This is a genomic window from Mesorhizobium sp. M0292 (assembly GCF_040321695.1).
Lineage (GTDB): Bacteria > Pseudomonadota > Alphaproteobacteria > Rhizobiales > Rhizobiaceae > Mesorhizobium.
In genome coordinates this window covers 179,062-198,720 of the sequence record NZ_JAMYSB010000004.1, presented here as the reverse complement: position 1 = coordinate 198,720, position 19,659 = coordinate 179,062, and the positions used below count along the sequence as shown (strand labels likewise).

18 protein-coding genes are annotated in these 19,659 nt (G+C 63.7%); 7 read left to right on the top strand and 11 right to left on the bottom strand.

The annotated features are described in order from the left end of the window. Nucleotides 1–49 precede the first annotated feature (49 nt). The 7 genes from NKI96_RS07845 to NKI96_RS07815 all read left to right on the top strand — a co-directional run bounded on the left by NKI96_RS07845 (nucleotide 50) and on the right by NKI96_RS07815 (nucleotide 9,372). A complete protein-coding gene (locus NKI96_RS07845) occupies nucleotides 50–1,483 on the top strand; it encodes a DHA2 family efflux MFS transporter permease subunit (protein WP_023714823.1) in 1,434 nt (477 codons plus the stop codon). Between the two features lie 272 nt (nucleotides 1,484–1,755). Beyond that, a complete protein-coding gene (locus tag NKI96_RS07840) occupies nucleotides 1,756–2,742 on the top strand; it encodes an ABC transporter permease (protein ID WP_023699681.1) in 987 nt (328 codons plus the stop codon). A 60-nt stretch (nucleotides 2,743–2,802) separates the two neighbouring features. Next, nucleotides 2,803–3,828 (top strand): sugar ABC transporter substrate-binding protein, encoded by a 1,026-nt coding sequence (locus NKI96_RS07835; protein ID WP_023668177.1) that lies wholly within the window; start codon nucleotides 2,803–2,805, stop codon nucleotides 3,826–3,828. A gap of 79 nt (nucleotides 3,829–3,907) precedes the next feature. Continuing rightward, on the top strand, nucleotides 3,908–6,031 hold the full coding sequence (locus tag NKI96_RS07830; RefSeq protein WP_023714822.1) for an ABC transporter permease: 2,124 nt from the start codon (nucleotides 3,908–3,910) through the stop codon (nucleotides 6,029–6,031). Beyond that, complete coding sequence (locus NKI96_RS07825) at nucleotides 6,028–7,077, top strand: SMP-30/gluconolactonase/LRE family protein (RefSeq protein ID WP_023821820.1); 1,050 nt, start codon at nucleotides 6,028–6,030, stop codon at nucleotides 7,075–7,077. The genes NKI96_RS07830 and NKI96_RS07825 overlap by 4 nt, the downstream gene beginning before the upstream one ends. After that, complete coding sequence (locus tag NKI96_RS07820; RefSeq protein ID WP_023821819.1) at nucleotides 7,077–8,573, top strand: sugar ABC transporter ATP-binding protein; 1,497 nt, start codon at nucleotides 7,077–7,079, stop codon at nucleotides 8,571–8,573. The genes NKI96_RS07825 and NKI96_RS07820 overlap by 1 nt, the downstream gene beginning before the upstream one ends. 391 nt (nucleotides 8,574–8,964) lie before the next feature. Beyond that, on the top strand, nucleotides 8,965–9,372 hold the full coding sequence (locus tag NKI96_RS07815; protein WP_023821818.1) for a carboxymuconolactone decarboxylase family protein: 408 nt from the start codon (nucleotides 8,965–8,967) through the stop codon (nucleotides 9,370–9,372). Nucleotides 9,373–9,417: 45 nt separating this feature from the next. Here NKI96_RS07815 and NKI96_RS07810 read toward each other — a convergent pair whose 3' ends face one another. The 11 genes from NKI96_RS07810 to NKI96_RS07760 all read right to left on the bottom strand — a co-directional run bounded on the left by NKI96_RS07810 (nucleotide 9,418) and on the right by NKI96_RS07760 (nucleotide 19,641). Then, complete coding sequence (locus NKI96_RS07810) at nucleotides 9,418–10,305, bottom strand: amidohydrolase family protein (RefSeq protein ID WP_352803794.1); 888 nt, start codon at nucleotides 10,303–10,305, stop codon at nucleotides 9,418–9,420. Beyond that, on the bottom strand, nucleotides 10,305–11,441 hold the full coding sequence (locus tag NKI96_RS07805) for a vWA domain-containing protein (protein ID WP_352803625.1): 1,137 nt from the start codon (nucleotides 11,439–11,441) through the stop codon (nucleotides 10,305–10,307). The genes NKI96_RS07810 and NKI96_RS07805 overlap by 1 nt, the downstream gene beginning before the upstream one ends. Before the next feature lie 235 nt (nucleotides 11,442–11,676). After that, nucleotides 11,677–12,561, bottom strand: coding sequence for an AAA family ATPase (locus tag NKI96_RS07800; protein WP_023690780.1), 885 nt, complete (start codon nucleotides 12,559–12,561; stop codon nucleotides 11,677–11,679). After that, complete coding sequence (locus NKI96_RS07795; RefSeq protein WP_023690781.1) at nucleotides 12,561–13,565, bottom strand: xanthine dehydrogenase family protein molybdopterin-binding subunit; 1,005 nt, start codon at nucleotides 13,563–13,565, stop codon at nucleotides 12,561–12,563. The genes NKI96_RS07800 and NKI96_RS07795 overlap by 1 nt, the downstream gene beginning before the upstream one ends. Nucleotide 13,566: 1 nt before the next feature. Next, on the bottom strand, nucleotides 13,567–14,934 hold the full coding sequence (locus tag NKI96_RS07790) for a xanthine dehydrogenase family protein molybdopterin-binding subunit (protein ID WP_023690782.1): 1,368 nt from the start codon (nucleotides 14,932–14,934) through the stop codon (nucleotides 13,567–13,569). 11 nt (nucleotides 14,935–14,945) lie between these two features. Then, nucleotides 14,946–15,428, bottom strand: a complete 483-nt coding sequence (locus tag NKI96_RS07785; protein WP_023821816.1) for a (2Fe-2S)-binding protein — start codon at nucleotides 15,426–15,428, stop codon at nucleotides 14,946–14,948. 60 nt (nucleotides 15,429–15,488) lie between these two features. Next, nucleotides 15,489–16,283 (bottom strand): FAD binding domain-containing protein, encoded by a 795-nt coding sequence (locus NKI96_RS07780; protein ID WP_023821815.1) that lies wholly within the window; start codon nucleotides 16,281–16,283, stop codon nucleotides 15,489–15,491. A gap of 15 nt (nucleotides 16,284–16,298) precedes the next feature. After that, nucleotides 16,299–16,742 (bottom strand): SRPBCC family protein, encoded by a 444-nt coding sequence (locus NKI96_RS07775; RefSeq protein ID WP_023673045.1) that lies wholly within the window; start codon nucleotides 16,740–16,742, stop codon nucleotides 16,299–16,301. A gap of 113 nt (nucleotides 16,743–16,855) precedes the next feature. Next, nucleotides 16,856–17,683 carry an AraC family transcriptional regulator gene (locus NKI96_RS07770; protein ID WP_023739925.1) on the bottom strand — a complete coding sequence of 276 codons (828 nt, stop codon included), beginning with the start codon at nucleotides 17,681–17,683 and terminating at the stop codon, nucleotides 16,856–16,858. A gap of 149 nt (nucleotides 17,684–17,832) precedes the next feature. Next, nucleotides 17,833–18,603 carry an SDR family oxidoreductase gene (locus NKI96_RS07765; protein ID WP_031194897.1) on the bottom strand — a complete coding sequence of 257 codons (771 nt, stop codon included), beginning with the start codon at nucleotides 18,601–18,603 and terminating at the stop codon, nucleotides 17,833–17,835. Between the two features lie 39 nt (nucleotides 18,604–18,642). After that, a complete protein-coding gene (locus tag NKI96_RS07760; protein WP_023673048.1) occupies nucleotides 18,643–19,641 on the bottom strand; it encodes an ABC transporter permease in 999 nt (332 codons plus the stop codon). Nucleotides 19,642–19,659: the final 18 nt, after the last annotated feature.

Sequence of the window (19,659 nt, the reverse complement as noted above, 5' to 3'; positions counted from 1 at the left end):
GGATAAGCTCTGGACGGGGCCAGCCATATGCTGTTCAACGCGGTTCGCTATGACTGCCGTTCCCGACACCGAGGCCTCCGCCGCAACCGCCAGCAATGCGCGGCGCGTGGCGTTGATCGTTGCCATCGCGTTTTTCATGCAGCTGCTGGATTCGACGATCATCTCGACCTCGCTGCCGCAGATGGGACAATCCTTCGGCGTGACGGCGGTGGCGATGAGCATCGGCATCACCGCCTACATGCTGACCATGGCGGTGTTCGTGCCGCTGTCGGGCTGGCTTGCCGACCGCTTCGGCGCGCGCAACATCTTCCTGCTGGCGATTGTGCTGTTCACGCTGGCCTCGCTGGCCTGCGGCTTCTCGCAAAATCTGCCTCAGTTCGTTGCCGCCCGTGTCGTGCAAGGCCTGGGCAGCGCGCTGATGACGCCGGTCGGGCGCATTCTGGTGCTGCGCAATGCGTCGAAGTCGGAGCTGCTCAACGCCACGGCGCTGATCACCTGGCCGGCGTTGTTTGCGCCCGTGGTCGGGCCGGTGCTTGGCGGCTTCATCACAACCTATCTCTCCTGGCACTGGAATTTCTTCATCAACATCCCGCTTGGGCTGGTCGGGCTGGCGCTGGTCGCGCGCTTCATTCCGGGCGACCGCGCGGCCGATCCCAAGCCGCTGGATTGGCCGGGGTTTTTCCTCACGTCGCTGGGGCTCGCGCTGCTGCTCTACGGCCTTGAGCGCATCGCACATCCGGAAGACGGCGCTTTGCCCGCCGTGCTGCTGATTGCCGCCGGCATCGTCATCGGCTGGCTGGCGGTGCGGCATCTCCGGCGCGCGCCGCATCCGCTGCTCGATCTCAGCGCCTTCAGGGTGCAGACCTTCGCCATCTCGACGCTTGCCGCCGGCACCATTTTTCGCGTGGCGATCAACGCCACGCCGTTCCTTTTGCCGCTGCTGTTTCAGGTCGGCTTTGGCCTTTCGCCGGTCGATGCCGGCTTGATGATCCTGGCCTATTTCCTCGGCAATCTCGGCATGAAGACGGTGACGACGCCGACGCTGCGGCGCTTTGGTTTTCGCACGGTCATGGTCGTCAACGGCCTGATCGCCTCGGCCTCGATCATGGCCTGCGCGGCGATCTCGCCCGAAACGCCGCAGGCGCTGGTAGTGATGCTGATGCTGATCGCCGGCCTGACGCGTTCGATGCAGTTCACGGCGCTGAATACTCTGGCCTTCGCCGACATCGATGCCGCGCAGCGCAGCTCGGCGGCGACTTTGTCGTCCATGCTGCAGCAGATATCGATGCTGTTCGGCGTGGCGGTGGCGGCTGCCATTCTCAACCTGTCGCAGATCGTCAGGGACCGGCCGGCGCTCGACCTCGTCGATTTTCGCATCGCCTTCCTGATCATCGGCGCCATCGGGCTGGTGGCGGCGTTGCGGTTCCTCGTGCTGCCGCCCGGTGCAGGCGCCGAAGTTTCAGGCCACATGACCAGGACCTGAATTCGCAATTTTCGCCGCTCAGGCGGCAATTAATTCCGCCTCGTGCTTTCGCCTCAGAACGGCACCTTCGCGCATACACGCAATGGCGCAACCAAATGCCAAAAGCGCAGCCTTTTCCTAGGATTGCGCCAGTTCTAGCAATCGGTGCGTCCACTGGAAGATTATCACTGCCAACGGGCGTTCCGAGCGCGGATTCATTTGACGAAGCGGCGCCGAGCCGATTAGCTTTCTTCGGAAGGGGTGGCAGAGCTGCCATCGGGGCGAATGCAGACATGAACACGATTGGCTGGCCAAATGTCAGGAGCCTGAATCAGGAAGGCATTGTCTTTGCCATCGCCGTGGTGCTGTTCGTCGCCGCTGCCATTGGGCTGCCTGGTTTCATCGCTGCCAACAATCTCGTTGCCATCGTCCGCTCGGTGTCGGTGCTGGGCATTTTGGCGCTCGGCATGGCGGTCGTCATAATCGGCAGGGGCATCGACCTGTCGGCGGTGGCGATCATGGCGATGTCGGTCGCCTGGTATCTACAATTGCTCAACGCCGGAACGCCTGATGGGCTCGCCTTCGCCTATGTGCTGGCAGGCGTGCTCGCCATCGGCCTGCTCAACGGTTTTCTCGTCGCTTATGCCGACGTGCCGGCGATCTTCGTGACGCTGGCGACCGGCTCCTTTGTCTTCGGCTATGTCCGCTCGCAACTGATCACGCAGGATGCGGTGCCGGTGCCTCAGGGCCATTGGGTGGAGCTGCTCGGCGGCCTGCGTTTCCTCGACATTCCGATCGAAGTGTTCGTCTTCGCCGGGCTCGCCTTCCTGTTCTTCGTGTTCCTGCGCTACACCAAATGGGGCCGCTACATCTATTTCGCCGGCGACAATCCGGTCGCCGCGCGCAATATCGGCATTCCGGTGCGGCCAATGCTGGTGCTGCGTTATGTGGTTTCGGCCTTTGTCGCGCTGATCGCCGGCCTGCTTACGGCGGCAAGCCTGCATTCGATCAACACCCGCGTCGTCAACTCGACGCTGCTCTATGACATCGTGCTGGTGGCGGTGATCGGCGGCATCGGCCTTTCCGGCGGGCGGGGCGGGGTGCGCAACGTGCTGGTGGGCGCTGCACTGATCGGCATCCTGTCGAACGCGATGACGATCATCGACATTCCGCTGCTGTATCAAAACCTGATCAAGGCGGCGATCCTGCTCGGAGCCATCATCGTCGACGGCATCATCAACCCGCGCGACGAACAGACTGCGCAGCAGGGCGACATCTAAGGGGTACCCGACCGGGTCATGCCGACCGGCCGGCAATAAGTGAAAAACAGAGGATGTGACATGAAACTGATCAGAACACTGATGGCGGCCGCCACGGCGCTTGCCGCTACCGCCTTCGTCGCGCCGACCTTCGCCGCCGACGATCCGGGCCCGGCCGCATACGCGCAGGCGCTCAAGGGCAAGCGCGTCATGCTGGTGCCGCTGGCGATGGGCTTCGACCTTGCGCAGGGCTGGTCGCACTATCTGAAGACGGAAGTCGAGGCCTGGGGCGGCACCTTCGAAACACGCGATCCGAACTGGGTCGTCGATGCCGGTGCACAGGCGATCACCGACGCGATCTCGTCCGACACAAGGCCGGACGTGCTGATCATCCATGCGCCGGATCTCAACTCCTATTCCAAGCTGATGAAGAAGGCGCAGGCTGCCGGAACCTACGTCATACTGGTCGACAATCCCGCCAACTTCCCGGCCGACGCCTTTGTCGGCAGTGACTGGGACCGGCTCGGCCAACTCGAGGCCGAAGCGGCGATCAAGGGCTGCGGCGAGAATTCGTCGAAGAAGATCGGCCTTGTGCAGGGTGATCAGGCCAACTCGTCCAGTCTCTACCAGTATGCCGGCATCATGAAGGTGCTGGAGAAGCACCCCGACTTCAAAGTCGTGGCCAAGCCCGACTCCAACTGGGATCCGACGACGTCGCGCAACGTGACGACGACAATGCTGCAGCAGAACCCCGACATCTGCTCGATCATCGACTTCTGGGATGGTGACGCCACCGGCGCATCCGCCGCCATCCGCGACGCCAAGCTCGACGGCAAGGTCTTTTTGGTCACCACCGGCGGCGGCGAGAAGGCGGCCGATTGCGACAAATTGCAGGACGGAACTTACGGCGCCGTGGTGATGACCGATCTGGCTCGCCAGTCCGGCGACATGAACGCTATCATCAAGTTCCTGCTGCAGAGCGGCCAGCCGGCCGGCACGTCGCACACCTACATCTACACACTGGAGAAGGCTACGACCAAGGCCGACCTCAAGCCCGACAGCTGCTGGGACCTGAAGGCACTGCAGGCCGAAGCGGCGGCGAAGTAAGCCGCGCTTTTTCGACTGAAATAAACGAGGTGGCTGGACAATCCGGTCACCTCGTTCCCTCATGGAATAGCAGCCGCCGATGTCCTTTCGCGAACGCCTCCAGTCCTGGCGCTACAATCTCGTGCCCGACCATCTGGTCGGCGAAATCCTGACAAAACGCTGGACCGACAACGCCATTCCGTTCCTGGCGCTGGTGGCGACGCTCAGCGTGTTCGGCTCGATCATTCCCGGCTTCTTCAAGCTGACCTCGCTACAGGAATCGACCCGCCAGCTCGGCGAGTTCTCGATGGTGGTCACCGGCATGACGGTGGTGATGCTGGGCGGCGGCATCGATCTGTCCGTCGGTTCGATCTTCGCGCTGTCCTGCTTCTCCGCCGTCTATGTCTTCTTCATCCTCGAACAGTCTATCTGGCTGGCGCTGGCGGCATCGCTTGCCACCGGGCTCATCTTCGGCGCCGTCAACGGCTACCTCGTCGGCTATCTCAGGCTGCGCGCCTTTCTGACTACGCTGGTCACCTTCATTTTTGGCCGGGCGCTGTTCGATATTCTCGTCACCACCTATGCCGCCGACGTGCAGCTTTCCCAGGCGACATCGGATGTGCTCGACTTCATCGGCGACAGCACCTTCTGGGGGCTTTCGGTCTCGGTGTGGCTGGCGATCATTCTTGCCATCGTCACGCATATCGCGCTGACGCGCTCACGGCCGGGCTGGCATGTGCTGGCGGTCGGCGGCTCCAGGCGCTCGGCGCACAATGCCGGCATTCGCGTGCGCCGCACCGTGTTCATGACCTATGTCTTTTCCGGCTTCTGCGCCTCGATCGGCGGCTTCCTCATCGCTTGCCGCCTGAGTGGGGCAGGGCCGGGCACCGGCCTCAACCTGGAGATCATGGCTCTGACGGCGGCGGTGGTCGGCGGCGTCAGCCTGGGTGGTGGCCGCGGCTCGGTCATTAAGGGGCTGATGGGCGCCATCATCGTGCTGACCATGACCAACGGGCTGATCCGGCTGGGCTATGGCACCGGCACCAACCAGATGGTGCTGGGCATCATGCTGGCGGTGGCGGTGACGATCGACATCCGCTGGCTGAAGAACCGCCATAAGGTGCTCAACGAAGTCTATGTCGCGCCGGTCTATCTCAAGATGGGCGAGACACAGTCTGCGGTGCCGGGCTCAGGCACGCCCTACGCGCTCGACAACCGGCTGTCGGCGGCCGACCATATCGGGCTCGGCGAGTTGGAAGGGCCGGAAGACGTCATCCTCGACCGCGACGATCACCTCTATTGCGGCACGCGCCATGGCGAGATCGTCCGCTTCTTCGCGCCGGACTATGTGAAATCGGAGGTGTTTGCCCACATCGGCGGCTTTCCGCTGGGCCTGGCCTTCGACAAATCGGGCAATCTGATCAGCTGCGTCGGCGCCATGGGGCTCTATTCCGTCTCGCCGGATCGGGAAGTGAAGCGCCTGTCGGCCGAGACGTCGCGCTCCTGGACCTCGATCGTCGACGATGCGCGGCTGCGCGACCCCAATGATTGCGACATCGCGCCGGACGGGCGCATCTATTTCACTGATTCCACCAAGCGCTATGACGCCCACGATTGGGCACTGGACTCGATCGAGAACCGCGCCACCGGCCGGCTGCTGGTCTATGACCCGAAGGACGGTTCGACGAAGACACTGCTCGACGGCTACCGCTACACCAACGGTGTGTGCATGGCGCATGACGGCAAGTCGCTGTTCTTCGCTGAGAGCTGGGCCTGCCGCGTGCATCGCTACTGGCTGGAAGGGCCAAAGGCGGGCGCCGCCGAATGCGTCATCCGCGACATGCCGGGCTATCCCGACAACATCAACCGCGCCTCCGACGGCAATTACTGGATGGCATGGCTCGGCATGCGCACGCCCAGCTTCGACCTGTCGCTGCGCCATCCCGATATGCGCAAGCGCATGACGCGCCGGCTGCCGCAGGACGAGTGGCTGTTCCCCAACATCAACACCGGCGGCGTGGTGAAATTCAACGACAAGGGCGGCATTATCGAGGCGATGGGCGACCTCACCGGCGGCGCGCATCCGATGGTCACCTCGATGCGCGAGCACAAGGGTTTCCTGTTCGTCGGCGGCATCCTCAACAACCGCATCGGCCGCTACAAGATTGCGGGCGCGGACCCGACCTGGACCAGCTCCGCTTCTTATTGGGGAACGCAGCCATGATCCTCGATCCCATCTTGGACATGTTTCGCGGCAAGGCCGTCACCATCCCGCCGCTCGACGGCGCCTTCCGGCCCAACACGCGGCTCGATGATGCGCCGGTTTTTGCCGGGCTGATCGAGCCCGACAATCTGCTGGTTGCCGATGGCCGGCTGCTCGCTTCCAGCGGCAACGCCATCTATTCGCTTGCCGCAGGAGTGGAGCCGAAGGTTGTCGAGACCTTTCCTTCCCCCATCACTGCGCTGGCTCTATCGCTGTCGGGAGAACTGACGGTCGGACTTGAGAGCGGCAAGCTGCTGGTCGCCGGCAAGGAGGTTTCGCTGCCGTCTGGCGTCAGCTGCATCACCGCGCTTGCCTATGCCGACGACGGCACGTTGTGGCTGGCCAATGGCTCGGCTGAGCACACGCCGTCGCAATGGGCCGCCGACCTGATGAAGAAGGGCGCGTCCGGTTCGCTTTGGAGGCGGGACGCAGCCGGCGGCGGGTTCCGCAAAGTGGCCGGCGATATCGCCTTTCCCTATGGGCTGCATCCCATTGGGCGGGATGTGTCGGTCAGCGAAAGCTGGCGCCATCAGCTCGTTCGCTTCGATGGTGCGACCGGTAGCCGCTCGACCGTGCTGACGCACCTGCCCGGCTATCCCGCGCGCCTCGCGCCGGCCGGCGATGGCGGCGCGTGGCTGGCTCTGTTCGCGCCGCGCAACCGGCTGATCGAATTCGTGCTGCAGGAAACGCATTACCGGCGCGACATGATCGACCAGGTGCCGCCGGCCTACTGGATCGCGCCGGCTTTGGCGTCCAATCGCAGCTTCCTGGAACCGCTGCAATGCGGCGGGATCCGCACCATGGGCATCCACAAGCCCTGGTCGCCGAGCCGCTCCTATGGGCTGGTGGTCAGGCTCGATCAGAACATGCAGCCGCAATTCAGCCTGCACAGCCGCGCGGACGGCACGCGCCATGGCATCTGCAGCGTGGCGGAAACGGACGGCCGCCTGTTCATCGCCTCCAGGGGCGGCGATTGCGTGCTGGCCATCGACGCAGGAGGTCTCTGATGGAACCGATCGTGCGCCTGGAAAACGTCACCAAAAACTATCGCGGCGTGCCCGCGGTCAGACAAGTCAGCTTCGAACTGCGCAAGGGCGAAATCCACGCGCTGCTCGGCGAGAATGGCGCCGGAAAATCGACGCTGACCAAGATCATTGCCGGCGTCGTCGACGCCACTTCCGGCAAGATGTTCCACAAAGGCCGCGAGATCGCCTACGCCTCGCCGCATGCGGCGCTCGAGGCCGGCATCGCCATGGTGTTCCAGGAGACCAGCCTGGTGCCGTCGATGACAGTGGCGCAGAACCTCTATCTCGGCACCGAAAAGTTTCTCAACCGGCTGCGCGGCACCTACATTTCGGCGCAACAGTTTTTGCAATCGCTGAACTTCCCGGTCGACCCGAACGCCATGGTGGCAACGCTCGGCGCGGCCAAGCGTCAGATGGTCGAGATCGCGCGCGCCGTTCACCACAATGCCGAGATCATCATCTTCGACGAGCCGACGGCGACGCTGACGCCGGAGGAGAAGCGGCACTTTTTCGCACTGATCCGGCGGCTGAAGGCGAACGGCGTCTCGATCGTCTTCATCAGCCATGCATTGGAGGAGGCGCTGATGATCGCCGACCGCATCACAATCCTGCGCGATGGCGAACTGGTGATCACCGACGACACATCGGCCTTCGACCGCGACAAGATCGTCGCCGCCATGGTCGGGCGTACGTTGTCGGGACAGATCTACCGCCAGCGCGACGAGGCCAGGCTGCGCAAGGCCGGCAAGAAGGTGCTGTCGGTGCAGGACATTTCGATGAGCAATGTCGTGCGCAACACCTCCTTCTCGATCTTCGAGGGACAGATCACCGGCGTGTTCGGGCTGATCGGCTCCGGCCGCACCGAGACCTTCAAGATCGTCTCCGGCATCTACAAGCGCGATTTTTTGCGCGGTGGCGCGATTGAACTCGACGACAGGCCGGTGCGCTATATCGTGCCGAGCGAAGCGGTCGCCGACGGCATCGTCTATGTTACCGAGGACCGCAAAAGCGAGGGCATTTTCGAGACGATGGGCATTGCCGAGAATTTGTTCGGCGGGCTCCTGGCGGCGGGCCGCGAAAAGGCCTGGGTGATCAACCAGCAGGAGATGCGCACGCTTTCCGCTGAATGGACGAAGACGCTGAACATCAAGGCGATCAACGACAATGCCCGCGTGGTCGAACTTTCCGGCGGCAACCAGCAGAAGGTGGTGATCGGCAAGGGGCTGGTGCAGCAGCCGCGCATCGTCATCTTCGACGAACCGACGCGCGGCGTCGATGTCGGCGCCATCGCCGAGATCCACCAGATCATCAACCGGCTGGCCGATGAGGGGCTGGCCGTGGTGGTGATCTCGTCCTACCTGCCGGAAATCATGAACCTGTCGGATCGGATTCTGGTGTGCCGACAGGGGCGCATCGTGGAGGAGTTCTCGCCGGCGGAGGCGACGGAGGAGAAGATCATGTATGCCGCGGTTCATTAGGGTGTTGAAGCAGGAAGCGAAAGGGGTGTGCTGCTGGGTTGAACAATGTGGAGATTAGCCGAGCCGTCCATCCCTTCGTCATCCACGGGCGGAGCAAGGAGCGTAGCGACGCAGCGCAGACCGGAGGATCCATGCCGGGACTCCTGAGCGTTTCTTCGGTCCAGAATTTTGCGCCGCTGCATCCCTCGCGCGAGGTCGCAGAATGGATCCTCGGGTCTCCGCGACGGCGCTTCGCGCCTGCTTCGCCCGTGGATGACGACGCTGAGATGCTTCGGCCAATCGCCATGGTTCTGTGTCATTCCGTATGACTGAATTGGAATAGCCGGTTAGCCGCCTTTTCTCGACATCTGATTCAACGACCTGATCCATCGATTCAACGAAAGGAAACACCATGGCTGCCACCAGACTCCTGACCGACGCCGAGGTCGAAAAAATCCCGGCCGTGAACGCGGTCTTCGACGACATCCGCGCGACGCGCAAATCGGACTTCGTCAACAATTTCTGGCGTGGGCTCGCCAATGATCCTCCGGCGCTGAAGCGGATCTGGGAACAGCTGAAGGCGGTGATGGTGTCCGACAGCGCCATCGATCCGCTGACCAAGGAGATGATCTACATCGCTGTGTCGACCGCCAATTGCTGCTCCTACTGCGTCCACTCGCATACGGCAGCTGCCCGCGCCAAAGGCTTGACCGATGCGCAGCATGGCGAACTGGTGTCGATCATCGGGCTGGCCGGGCAGACCAACCATCTGGTGACTGCGATGCAGATTCCGGTCGATCCTGAGTTTGAAGTGAAGTGAGGGGCGGCTTTCCCTTCTCCCCTGTGGGAGAAGGGAAAGCGTGCGCTATGCCGGTCTGTAAACCTTCTCTGCTGTATTCCAAAAGATATCCGCTTCCGCCACCGGACCGTGCTTCGCCACGGCTGCACGATGCGCCTTGATCAGTTCGGCGTGGCTGGTCCAGAGCTTCTCTATCGGGAAGTTGGAGCCGAACATCAGGTGGTCAGCGCCCAGAATGTCGATGGCATTGTCGACGATGTAGGCAATCAACGCCGGATCGTTGCGGTGGGCGAAGGTGCCGAGGCCCGACAGCTTGGCGTAGAAGTTCGGCGCTGTTGATAGAGTACTCAGGCCGGCTTTCCAGGCCTCGGTGGTTTCCGGCTCCATGCCGGTCAGCATGCCGGCATGGGTGAGGATGAAGTTGGTCTCAGGATTCTCGCCGACCAGCGTCAGCCCATCCTTCATCTGGGCAGGGAAAAGCTGCAGGTCGAAGGACAAGCCATAGTCTTTCAGCCGCGCCACATTAGCGCGTACCTTGGGGTCGATGACTTGATCGGCCGAGGCAGCGAAGCGGAAGGCCGGCGTCTCGTGCCAATGCAGCTGCATGCGCACGCCGCGCAGCAGCGGGTACTTTTTCAATCGATCGATCTGGGGCCGGACATCGTCGACAGTCATATCGGTATAGCCGACGATAGCGTGCGGCCAGCCGGTCTCGTCGGCAGTCTTCTGCAGGAAGGCGACTTCTTTTTCGAAATCCTCCTTGGCCCAGTTGGTCTGGACATAGACGGCCTTCTCGACACCTGCGCCTTGCTGATCGGCGAGAAATTCCTCGATCGGATAGTCGCGGCGAATCGGCTCGTAGGGGCCGAAAATGCGCGGCACCATCGGCCCGACCAGCCATGGCTGGTCCTGCTGGCGCCAGATGTGGAAATGCGCGTCGATGGCTTTCTGCATCACCATACCCTTTTCCAGATTGCCGACGCCGCCGGGGCGGGGCGGGCGAGCGACAGGATGAAATCGGTGAGGCTCCCGAGCGACGAGCCGTCGATGAGATCGTCGAGATCAGGCAGGATGGCGCGGAGCGCTGCCGTGGCGGGAAGGAAACGCGGGTCACCGGCCAGCGGTGTGGCCAGCGACAGGCGAAAGGCGCGGGCGCTCAGCCGGCGCATTGCGGTCTCGAGATCGGCATGGTCGCCGCGCTCCAGCGCGTCCGACAGGATGATCACAGCGGCACCGCGGGCGAAAGCTGAGAAACGCGGCACCGAGAGGAAGGCGAGCAAGGTCGGTCCCATGCGCGTGCCGCCGTCCCAGTCGTCGACGAGTGCCGCCGCGCGGGCGAGAGCCTGGTCGCGATCGCGGATACGCAGTGCGGACGTGATGCGGGTGAGCCGCGTGCCGAAGGTGAAGATTTCGACACGGTCAGCACCTTGTACGGCGGCGTGCGCCAGTTTGAGGTAGTCCGCCGTGTGCAGCTTCATCGAGCCGGAGACGTCGATCAGGATCAGCAGTTTGCGCGCCACCGTCTGGCGGCGGCGCAGCTGTGGCGAGGGGATATCGCCATCGGCGCTGACGATTTCCCTGAGCGAGCGGCGCAGATCGAGCTTGCCGCGCGAATGGGTGCGCACGGTGCGGAATGAGCGGCGCGCGGGGAGGGCTGAAGCGAGCTTGCGGCGGAAGGGCCCAAGGCCATCGTCGTCGCGGAGGAAGTCGCGGCTGCTGAGCTGTTCGATTGCCGACGACAGCTCGCCGCCTTTCTCCTGGCGCGTGGTCTGTTTCTCCTCCTGGCGCGTGCCGTGATCGTCCTTGATGCGGGTTTCCTCGTCTTCCTCGCCTTCGATCGAGGGTTGGCCATCGCCATGGAAGTGATTGCGAAAATGCGCCTCGAATTCGCCGCGGCGATTGGGCGGGGGGGCAAGCGTTGCGAGCGCCGCCTCGCGGATGTCGGCCATCGAGCGGGGGCCGAGCAGGGTGACCGCCTGCATGAAGCTGGAGACCTGCTCGGGGGCGACGGCAAAGGCGTGGCGGCGCAGCAGCCGGGCGAAGTGGAGGAAGGGCGCGGAGGCGAGAGGAAGGGTTCCCTGACGCATCATTCCTTCGCGCCCCCCTCTGTCCTGCCGGACATCTCCCCCACAAGGGGGGAGATCAGCAGCTTTGGCGCTTCGGTTCTTTCTGCGCCGCTGGAGATTGGCGAAAGCCAGGATGACGGCTGATCTCCCCCCTTGTGGGGGAGATGTTCGGCAGGACAGAGGGGGGCGCTGTCCCGCCAGCGTTGCAGAGTGCCCAGGTGAGGCCACCTCGCTGTGAACGAGCTGTTGACCTCACACGTCACCCCAGCGCCTCCTCGACAATCCGGCCAAGCTCCGGCGCGATCGCGGACAAATCCTCCTCGTCCTTGATCAGCACGCCGATGGCGCGGCGGAAGGCTTCCGGCCACGGGCTGCCGCCCTTCTCCAGGATGGTGGCGGCGTTGGCCCATTCTACGGCCTCGGAGATGCCGGGCGGCTTGGCCAGCGGCCGGACGCGGATCTCCTGCACAGCGGCCGCCACGGCGCGGGCGGTGGTCTCGGCGACATCGCCGGCGCGCAGCATGATGATGGCGGCTTCGCGCTCGGCGTCGGGATAGCCGATCCAGTGATAGACGCAGCGGCGCCGGAGCGCTTCGGCGAGTTCGCGGGTGCGGTTCGACGTCAGGATGACGATCGGCTGCGCTTCGGCGCGGATGGTGCCGCGTTCGGGAATGCTGATCTGGAAGTCGGAGAGGAATTCCAGAAGTAGCGCTTCGAATTCGTGGTCGGAGCGGTCGATCTCGTCGACCAGCAGCACGCGCTGCTCCGGCGCCCGCAGCACCTGCAGCAATGGCCGCGCGATCAGAAAGCGGTCGTCATAGATGTCGATCTCGTGCTCGCCGGCATGGCGGATGGCGAGCAGCTGGCGCTGGTAGTTCCATTCATAGAGCGCGTGTGCTGCGTCGATTCCTTCATAGCATTGCAGCCGCACCAGATCGCGGCCCAGCAGCTGCGCGATCGCCTTGGCCGCTTCGGTCTTGCCGACGCCGGGCGCGCCTTCGAGCAGCAACGGCTTGCCCAGCCGTATGGCCAGGAAGATCGCCGTCGCCAGGCTGTCGTCGGCGAGATAGCGCGATCCAGCGAGGTGGCGTGCCACCGCCTCCGGTGAGGTCGCGACAGTCTCTGCGTTCACCTCTGGCGTCATCAATTGGCCGCTTGCGCCTTCAGCGCGCGCAATATGCGCTCCGGTGTGATCGGCAGCGTGTCGATGCGCACGCCGACGGCGTCGAAGACGGCATTGGCAACCGCGGGGATCTGCGGGTTCGCGCACATTTCGCCTGGCCCTTTGGCACCGTAAGGACCATCCGCCGACGGCCGCTCCAGCACGATGATCTCGGTTTGGGCGAGATCGCCCGGTCCCGGCATCAGATACTGGTTGAAGTCGGTGCCGCCATGGTCGCGGTTGGGATAATAGGGCTCGGTCGTTTCGTAGAGCGCGTGGCTGATGCCCATCCAGGAACCGCCGACCAGTTGCTGCTCGACCATTTTCGGGTTCAGCGCGCGGCCGATCTCAAAGACGTTCTTCACGGTCAGCACCGTAACCTCGCCCGTCTCGTCATCGACCTCGACCTCGGCCACCGTGCAGGCATGGGCGTAGCAGGTCGACGGCTTCATCGCGCCGGTCTCTTTCTCCGGATAGGAGCGCGGGATCAGGAACATGCCGCGGCCTGAGATCGAGCGGCCACGCTTGAAATGAGCCGACAGCGCGACATCGAAGATCGAGATCGACTTTTGCGGCGCGCCCTTGACCAGAATGTTGCCCTCGCCATCAGTTTCGAGATCGGAGGCGTTCACCTCCAGCTCTTCCGCCGCCACTTCCAGCATCACCTGGCGCGCTTCCTTGGCCGCCTGGATGACGGCGTTGCCGGCGCGGTGGGTGCCGCGCGAGGCGAAGGTGCCCATGCAGTGCGGACCGGTGTCGGTGTCGGCGGTGTCGATGGTAACCCGGTCCGTCGGCACGCCGATGGTTTCGGCGCAGATCTGCGCCATGATCTGCTTCAAGCCCTGACCGAGATCGACGCTGGAAAGCGTCACCATGAAATTGCCGGTCGGCGTCGAATGCACCAGCGCCTGCGTCGGGTCGCCGCCAAGGTTCATGCCCGTGGGATAGTTGATTGCGGCGACGCCGCGTCCGCGCCTTATCGCCATCTCAAGCTCCCTTCTTGTAGGAGGACATCGCCATATACTTCTCCGCCACCGGCCAGTTGGCGGCGCGCGACGCCTCCTGCATACACTCGATCAGCGCCGCTCCTTCGGTCGGCTGGCGATGCGCCTTCATGTCGCCATCGCGATAGGCGTTGATGAAGCGGAATTCGAGCGGGTCCATGCCGATCAGCCGCGCCAGCTTGTCCATCTGCACCTCAAGCGCGAAGTCGCCGATGGTGACGCCGAAGCCGCGCATCGCGGAGGAGGGTGTGCGGTTGGTGTAGACGCAGTAGGTGTCGATCCAGACATTGGGAATGGTGTAGGGGCCGGGATAGTGCGCCGCTCCCTTCTGCGCGCCATAGGGCGAGTGGCGCGAATAGGCGCCGGCATCGGTGTAGCCGGTGACCTTGCGAGCCACGATGCGGCCATCGTTCATCACGCCGTCCTTGATGATTATCTTTTCGGCGGCGCGGGGTGAGGAGATCTGCATCTCCTCCTCGCGGCTGTAGATAAATGAAACGGGACGTCCTGTCAGCTTGGCGCCAAGAATGGCGATCGGCTCGACGATGACGTCGACCTTGCCGCCAAAGCCGCCGCCGACAGTGCCGCCGACGAAATGCAGTTTTGAGCCGGGCATCTGCAGGATGATCGACGCGTTGTCGAGGGTGAAGAACATCGCCTGGGTGTTGGTGTAGCCGGTGAAGCGGTCATTGCCTTCCGGCACCACGACGCAACCCGTGGTCTCGGTCGGCGCATGCTCGATCGGCGAGGACTGGTAGCTCTGTTCCAGGATGTGGTCGGCGCCGGCGAAGCCCGCCTCGACATCGCCAAAGCGCACCTTGCGGCATTCGCCGCTGTCGTAGAGGTAATAATTCTGGCCGTGATATTCGTTGACCAAAGGCGCGCCGGGCTTCAGCGCTTCTTCCATGTCGAAGACGGCCGGCAGCACCTCATAATCGACCTTGACCTTGGCTGCCGCTTCCTGAGCCGCGCGCTCGGTCTCGGCCAGCACCGCCACCACCGCCTCGCCCTTCCAGCGTACCTTGCCGTCGGCCAGCACCGTCTCGTCTTCCGGTCCGACCTGGATCAGGATCAGGATGGTGTAGACATTGTGCGGCACATCCCTGGCGGTGAGGATTTTCACCACGCCGGGATGCTTCTCCGCTTCGGAAGTGTCGATCGAACGGATGCGGGCATGGTGGTGCGGACTGCGCACCATTTTCAGGTGAAGCATATTCGGGACGTTGCGGTCGGCGAAATAGGCGGTCTTGCCCGTCACATGTCCCGGCGAATCCAGCCGCGGCCGCCCATGGCCGATCTCGTGCAGGCCGTCCTTGCGCTGATCGGCGAAATAGTTTTTGCGCAGTTCCATTCTTTTGGTCCTTAGGCCGCGTTCTGCGAATTGGCTCGGGCCGCCGTCAGCACCGCCTGGATGATCGGCTCGTAGCCGGTGCAGCGGCAGATGTTGCCGGACAGCGCCTCGATCACGTCCTCGCGGCTCGGATTGGGCGTGTGGTCGAGCAGCACCTTGGCGGCCATGATCATGCCCGGCGTGCAGAAGCCGCATTGCGTGGCGAAGGCATCGAGGAAGGCACGCTGCAGCGGGTGCAGCACGCCGGCCTCAGCGAGGCCCGATGTGGTGCGGATGTCGGCGCCGCTGCAGGTCTCGGCCAGGGTCAGGCAAGAGAGCCGGAGTTCGCCGTCCATGATGACCGAACAGGCGCCGCAGGTGCCCTGGTGGCAGCCGCCCTTGGGCGAGGTGTCGCCGATCTTGTCGCGCAGCGCGTGCAGCAGCGTCGTGCCGCTGTCGACGAATTCGGCCTTCTCCGAGCCGTTGAGCGTGAACTGAACCGGAACCTTTGCCATGTTTTCCTCCCAGCGCGCCCGCCCGATTGATCGGACAGACGCGCGCCCCCCAAGCGGTGGTTAAGTAAGCAGCAGCCGGCCGAGATGGACCGGGAGAACCTCGGCGCGATACCAGGCGCTGGCGATCGGATCGGTGATTGGCGAAGTGCCTTCACCGGCTGCAGCCAGCGCGGCTGCGACGCCGTCCTGGTCAAGCCTGCTGCCGATCAGTGCCTTTTCCGCAGCGCGGGCGCGCATCGGCCGGTCTGCCATGCAGCCGAGCGCGATCCGCGCCGAGGAGACAGTGCCGTCGCCGGCCTGTTCGAGAACGGCGGCGATGCTGAGCACCGAGACGCCCTTCGGCTTGACCCGCGACACTTTCAGGAAGCGGAAATTCTCGGCCTTCGGCAACGCGAAGGCGACTGACGTGACGATGGCGCGGCTGCCGTCCCGCCTGGCCAGAAAATCCTCGATAGGCAATTCCCCATCATCGGTGCCGACCGTCGCATCCAACGCCAGCAGGGCGACAGCGAAATCACCGTAGGGCGCGGGTGCGAACAGATTGCCGCCGACAGTCGCCATATTGCGGATCGCCGGGCCGCCGACGGCGCGTGCGGCCTTGGACAGCGCCGCAAGCTCCGGATGGCGGGCGATAGCCGCCATCGTCACCGAGGCGCCTATGCGGACCTTGCCGCCGGCAACGGTAATCTCGGAAAGGGTCGGATCGGTCGAGCGGACGAGGCCGGTGACGGAGACATCGCCTTCATTGGCGGCACGCACGACCAGCGTGCCGCCGCCGAGATAGCGGGTGCCGGGCGCCTTCAGCGCCGCGTTGGCATCCCTGACGGCCGAAAAGGTCTGGAGGGCAAGCGCCATGGCAGTCTCCCTGGTTCAGCTCTGGCCAGAAAAATGGCTCTTCAACGCATTGAAGCCACCCTGGAAGACATTGGCGGCCATGCCGGCGGCGATCTTGTCGGCCTCTTCGGGCGCCGCGTCGAAAGTTGCTGTCCATTCGGCATAGGTGCGGTCGCCGTCGGTAACGCGGCGCAATTGCAGCGTCGCTTTGTGATTGGTCAACGGCTGCGGCGTCTCCAGGATGGAGTAGCTGACGCGGAAATTCGCGTCGGAGAAGTCGAGCAGTTTTTCGCGGATACGCGCGCCGCTGGCGAGCTCGAAATTACGCACGCAGCCGATGGTTTCGGCGCTCTTGCCGTCTTCGATATGGCTCTTGACCATGCGCGGATGCCAGCCCGGCAGGCCGTTGAAGTCGCGTATGCGCGCCCAGACCTTTTCGACCGGCGCGTCGATGACGCTGGAGACGGTGACTTCAGCCATATGATCATTCCCCTACGAATTCGATACGCAGCAGGGTAGGGCGGCGGCCGGTGCTGCGCTTATCAATGGGTCTTGCGGCCCTATCAAGGAGTCTGAAAAACGAGCGGCTTGGCTCAGGCCATGGCCCGCGCCGCCTCGCGGTAAAGCGTCGGCGGCACGCCGACATGGTCGCGGAAGAAGCGCGAGAAATTGCCCTGGGTGGTGAAGCCGAGATTGCAGGCGACCGAGATCAGCGGCTCCTGCGACCACTGCAACTGCCGCACGGCTTCCTCCATGCGCAGCGTGTTCCAGTAGACATTGGGCGTCAGATTGGTCTGTTCCTTGAACAAAGCGAAGAAATGCGGCCGCGACAGGCCGACGCTGCGGGCGACGTCGTCGAACGAAATGCGCTCGCAGACATTGGCCTTCATCAGCTGGATTGCCTTGCGGACGCGGAAATCCTGCATGGTGTTGACGCGGATGCGCGTCTCCTGCGGCGCCGAGGCGTCGGCGGCGTCGAGCACGCTATCGATGAAGCGCTCGATCTCGTAATTGGCGACGTCGTCGATGCTTTCATTATCGCTCAAATGGTCGAGCAGGTTGGCGGCGGCCTGGTGCAGCCAGGGTTCGAGCGTGATTGCCGCCTGTGCAAACAACGGCGCCGACGAAGGCAGGTCGCGGCGCCGGCGCGCCCAATCCGGATCGATGTAGAAGGCGAGGAACAGGCCGGGCCTGCCGTTCTGCGACAGAATGTGGCTGTGTGGCTGGTAGGAATTGATGCCGGCGGCGGTGCCGGGACCCAGCGGCACCGTCTCGCGGCCGACGGTCATCTCGCCGGCCGTGCCCTCCAGCCAGATGATGATGTGGGCCTCGACATGCGCATGGGTGACGAAGTCGCTGGCGACATTCAGGACAGAAACATGTCCGAACCGGCCCCAATAGAGCCTGATCGCGTCCGTCATGGGTATACCTCCCGCAGACGACTGGCCTCCCTTCGCCTGCAACGGGATTGTGCGGCTGAGTTCGGGGTCGCGTCAAGGCTGGGAGGTGTGGTGAGCTTGGGGGGCCGCTTATGCCGACGGATTTTCAGACTGAGCGATAGGGTTTCCCGTCAAACCGAAGCCGTCATGCCGCCGTCGACATAAAGCGTATGGCCGTTGACGAAGGACGAGGCGTCGGAGGCGAGGAACACGGCGGCGCCGATCAGTTCGTCGACATACCCCCAGCGGCCGGCCGGCGTGCGCTTTTCCAGCCAGGCGGAGAATTCCTGGTTGTCGACCAGCGCCTGGTTCATCTCGGTGCGGAAATAGCCGGGGGCGATGGCATTGATCTGCAAGCCGTATTTCGCCCAGTCGGTGCACATGCCACGTGTCAAATTGCGGATTGCGCCCTTGGTGGCCGTATAGGGCGCGATGTTGGGCCGGGCGAGTTCGCTCTGCACCGAGCCGATGTTGATGATCTTGCCCTTGCCGCGCGCGATCATATTGCGGGCGACCGCCTTGCCGGCATGGAAGGCGCCGGAGACATTGGTCTTGAACAGCCGCTCCCACTGCTCCTCGGGAAAGTCCTCGAGCGGAGCGCGGAACTGCACGCCGGCATTGTTGATCAGGATGTCGATGGCGCCGATCTCGGCCTCGATGCGGGCGACATCGGCATCGACCGCGCGAAAATCCGTCACGTCGAAGGTCGAGGGGTGCGCTTTGAAGCCGGCGTCGCGCAAGCCGGCGACAGCACCGGCAACCTTGCCGGCATCGCGGCCGTTGAGCACGACACTTGCGCCATGCTCGGCAAGGCCGCGCGCCAGCGCCAGGCCGATGCCCTGGCCGGAGCCGGTGATCAGCGCCAGCCGGCCGTTGAGCTCGAACAGGGATTTCGATGTCAAGGCAACGGTTTCCAGCCGAAAGGTTCAGTCCAAAAACATTCAGTCATTGCGCCTGAAGTTGCGGATCCGGTCGAACAGCACCGCGAGCAGGATGGCGCCGCCGATGAACACGCCTTGCCAGAAAGCATTGATGCCGAGCAGACCAAGGCTGTTGCGGATCACTTCGATGAGCGCGGCACCGACAATGGCGCCGAAGGCGGTGCCGACGCCGCCGGCGAGATTGGCGCCGCCAATGACCGTGGCGGCGATGACCTGCAGTTCCATGCCGGTTCCGAGATTGGTGGTGACGGCGCCCAGCCATCCGGTCTGGATGATGCCGGCAATGCCCGCCGCCAGCGCCGAGATCATATAGACGGCGACCTTGATCTGCTTGACGGGAACGCCGGTCAGCGTCGCCGCGTGCTCATTGCCGCCAATGGCGAAGATGTGGCGGCCAAACTTGGTCCAGCGCAGCGTGAAGCCGGTGATCAGCGCCAAAAGGATCATGTAGAGCACCGGATTGGCGATGCCGAACACCCAGGCACCGCCGCCCAGCGCCAGAAGCTTGTCGTGATCCGGGCCGAACTGGAAGACGACGGTGTTGTTGGAGGCGACCATGGCGAGGCTGCGGGCAATCGACAGCATACCGAGCGTCACCACGAAGGGTGGAAAGCCGAGATAGGCGATCATGATGCCGTTGAAGGCGCCTATGGCGAGCGCGGTGGCGATCGAGGCGAGGATGCCGACCTCGATGGAGTAGCCGGCATGCATGGTGACGGCCAGCACCATCGACGACAGGCAGAGCACCGAACCGACCGACAGGTCGATGCCACCTGTGATGATGACGAAGGTCATGCCGAGCGCGATGATGGCGACGAAGGTGATGTTGCGGGTGATGTTGTAAAGGTTCTTCGACGTGGCGAAGGCGTCGGTGGCAAAAGACAGGAACAGGCAGGCCAGGATGACCGCGATCACCACCCAGAAGGTCTGGCTGGCAAACAGTCTTGCCGGCAAGGATTGCTGCTTTTGTTCGATCGGCTGGTCAATTGTCAGTGCCATCGTCGACCTTCATGTGCT